Here is a 2,214-nt window from a genome sequence, read left to right on the forward strand (position 1 = left end):
TGGATGTCGAGCCAGGCGGGGTCCCGCGTGGCAGCGAGGGCCTTGTTGATCAGGTCGGTATAGCCCTGCTTGATGGTGTCGGCGAGGCCGAACGCCAGCTTGCGTTCGCTGGTGCGGACGGAGCTGTCGCCCGGCACCGGCTGCACGGCAAACAGGCCGGCACGCTTGTCGGCATACGGGAACTGATACCAGGGCACCTGGTCGAGAAACGCGGCATAGTCCGCCGCGACCTTGGCCTGATAAATGTCGGCGGCGGTGCGCTTGGCCGTTGTCGCCTCGGTGATGCGGCCGACCGTGTTCTCATAGGCCCACTGCAATATATGCTCGATCGAGTGGCTGGTGCCGATGATGACCAGCATCTGGTGGTTGGCATAGTTGAATTTGTAGGGAGCGCTGGCGCGGATGACCATGGCGTAGTCCTGCCAGAAGCGGCCGATATAGGACCAGTAGGGGAAGCCGCTCGGCTGGTCCTTGTCGACGAAGCCGGCATATTCGCGTGCGGCGTAGACGATCGCCCATTCCGGATAGGTGAGGAAGGTTGATTCCTCCGGCCGCTGGTAGCCGGGGATCTCGGCGCGGACCTTGTCGGCCAGCGCCTTGGGCGGGGCGCCGTCGGCAATGCCGGGCAGCGGCGTCTTGTCGAGCGACGACGTCGTCAGGAAGCCGTAGCTCAGCCCGGCGATCGGGATGAGGATGACGACGACGATCAGCCAGAGGATCGTCTTGATGAGGCGCTTCAGCCAGCGGAACAGGAACATGCCCGATCAGGCCGTGGCGAAGTGGTCGTGTACGCGCCTGGCTAGCCGGAAGCCGACATAGACGGCGAAGCCGCCGATGACGATGTGCGGCAGGTTGGCGAAGAAGCGGGCCGGGAATTCGATATCGTTGAGAGAGCGGAAGCCGTTGATGAAGATACCGGCATCGAGGCAGCCGGAACCGGTGACCAGCCCGAGCACGCCGTCGAAAAGGTAGACCGAGCCGAACAGCTTGAAATAGAACACTGCCTGGCGGTGCGAGATGAAGGCGGCGGCCAGCGCCCAGACGCCGGAGAAGGCGTGCAGCAGATCATCGTACCATTGCAGCGAGAACAGGCCGAACAGATTGCCGTCGGCATCGTTGAAGGCCGGTATGTAGCCGATGGCGACGACGCCGAAGAATAGGAAGGCATAGGCAACGGCAAGCTTCTGGACGAGCGTCATGAAGTATCCCCCTTCTACAAGCCCATTTGTAAACGCTACTCTGCCGGCCGCCTGACGCGGTTTTCTGCGCTTCCGATGCTCACGGACTCAAAGGTCCGCTGCGCTTCGGTTCTCGAAAACCACGCCATCCGACTCGGCAGAGCGCGTTTTCAAACGGGCTCTGACCAGGCGATACTAACCGATTTTAGCGCGTGGAGAAGCGGCGCTCGCAAGATCGCCGCCAAAGGGCATCGGGGGGCCAAAAAGACAGTCGGCGCCGGGATTTCTCCCAGCGCCTCCCTGTCAGATCAGGACACGGTCGCGGCAGCAACTTCCGTAAAGTCGTCGCGCCTTGCCGGCCTTGATTTTGACGGTCCTGCCAGTCCGCCGCCCGAGAGCAGCGTCCGTTCGGGACCACGCCGGTCTCCACCCTTGCGAGCTTTGCCCTGCGCACCATCGAAGGTTTTTGCCGTCCTTCATGGCAGCATCGGTCCGCCGTCGGCGTTGGCACGCTTTCCGCGGCCCCGTAGGTCTCGGCTCCGTCCCTCGAAACAGGCAAGCCTGCTCTCGCTTCGGGCCGTACGGGCCTCAGGAAATCCGCCTTTCACTTCGCCTTTCGGCTTGATGATCGGTAGCCGCCTGAGATGGGTTTAATGTACACCGAGTAAGGGTCCTGGGGAATGGCCGCTGCCCTGTGGATAGCGGGATTACCGGGGATCGTTAGCCACAAACCGGGGAATTCGAGCGCCGGCTGCTTTAGACAGCCCGCCCGCTTTTTTGCGTACGAGCCGACAGCGCCCCTTGCTCCGCCGGTGGTCGCGGGCTTCAATGCCGGCAAAGGATCGGACCTGCATGTCCGGCGCCGGGGAGGGCGGGTATTTTGAAAGTCGGAGTGGTTCTCAACCCGATTGCCGGTGGCGGCCGGCTGAAACGGCATTGGCCTGATGTTGCCGTGTCGCTGAAAAAGCATTTCGGCGAATTCGAGCTGCGCGAAACGCAGGCCGAAGGCGATGCCGAAAGGCTGGCAATCGATCTC

2 protein-coding genes and 1 pseudogene are annotated in these 2,214 nt (G+C 62.6%); 1 reads left to right on the forward strand and 2 read right to left on the reverse strand.

What is annotated here, in order from left to right; genetic code table 11:
* Both EN884_RS33855 and EN884_RS33860 read right to left on the reverse strand, forming a co-directional pair.
* A partial coding sequence (locus tag EN884_RS33855) for a hypothetical protein (protein ID WP_128361035.1) occupies window positions 1-758 on the reverse strand: 758 nt, incomplete at its 3' end.
* 6 nt (window positions 759-764) lie between these two features.
* The gene (locus EN884_RS33860; RefSeq protein ID WP_013530043.1) at window positions 765-1,199 is read right to left on the reverse strand and encodes a DUF4383 domain-containing protein; all 435 of its coding nucleotides are present in this window, start codon (window positions 1,197-1,199) and stop codon (window positions 765-767) included.
* Window positions 1,200-2,070: 871 nt separating this feature from the next.
* On the opposite strand from EN884_RS33860, the pseudogene EN884_RS40355 reads away from it, so the two are divergent.
* Window positions 2,071-2,214: pseudogene (locus EN884_RS40355) on the forward strand (diacylglycerol kinase family lipid kinase); the annotation flags it as partial.

Source organism: Mesorhizobium sp. M7A.F.Ca.AU.001.01.1.1 (assembly GCF_004022735.1).
GTDB lineage: Bacteria > Pseudomonadota > Alphaproteobacteria > Rhizobiales > Rhizobiaceae > Mesorhizobium > Mesorhizobium ciceri.

Excerpts from the sequence above, each read along its gene's own strand:
- EN884_RS33860 (WP_013530043.1), bottom strand. The coding sequence starts at position 1,199 with ATGACGCTCGTCCAGAAGCTTGCCGTTGCCTATGCCTTCCTATTCTTC.